This is a genomic window from Faecalibacterium sp. DFI.5.82 (assembly GCF_029076575.1).
In the GTDB taxonomy this organism is placed as follows: domain Bacteria; phylum Bacillota; class Clostridia; order Oscillospirales; family Ruminococcaceae; genus Faecalibacterium; species Faecalibacterium duncaniae.
The window spans coordinates 1-310 of record NZ_JARFIS010000526.1; the positions used below are offsets into that span (position 1 = coordinate 1).

Here is a 310-nt window from a genome sequence, read left to right on the forward strand (position 1 = left end):
GGCACTGGGAGCACAGGTGACGGTGGCCGCGCGGCGGCCGGCCCAGCGGGCACTGGCGGAGAGTTTCAGACTGCGGGCGGTGGATCTGGCCCGGCTGGAACAGGCCGCTCCGGCCTTTGACACGGTGGTGAATACCATCCCGGCCCCTGTTCTGACGGAAGCCGTGCTGGCAGCCCTGCGGCCCGGGAGCCTGATCGTGGATCTGGCTTCCAAGCCGGGCGGCACTGACTTTGCCGCGGCCCGGCGGCTGGGGCACCGGGCCATCCATGCCCTGAGCCTGCCCTCGGCCTGCGCCCCCGAAACGGCGGGC

At 72.9% G+C, this 310-nt stretch carries 1 pseudogene; it reads left to right on the forward strand.

From position 1 onward, the window contains the following. Nucleotides 1-310, forward strand: a pseudogene (locus P0G09_RS17725) (dipicolinic acid synthetase); the annotation flags it as partial.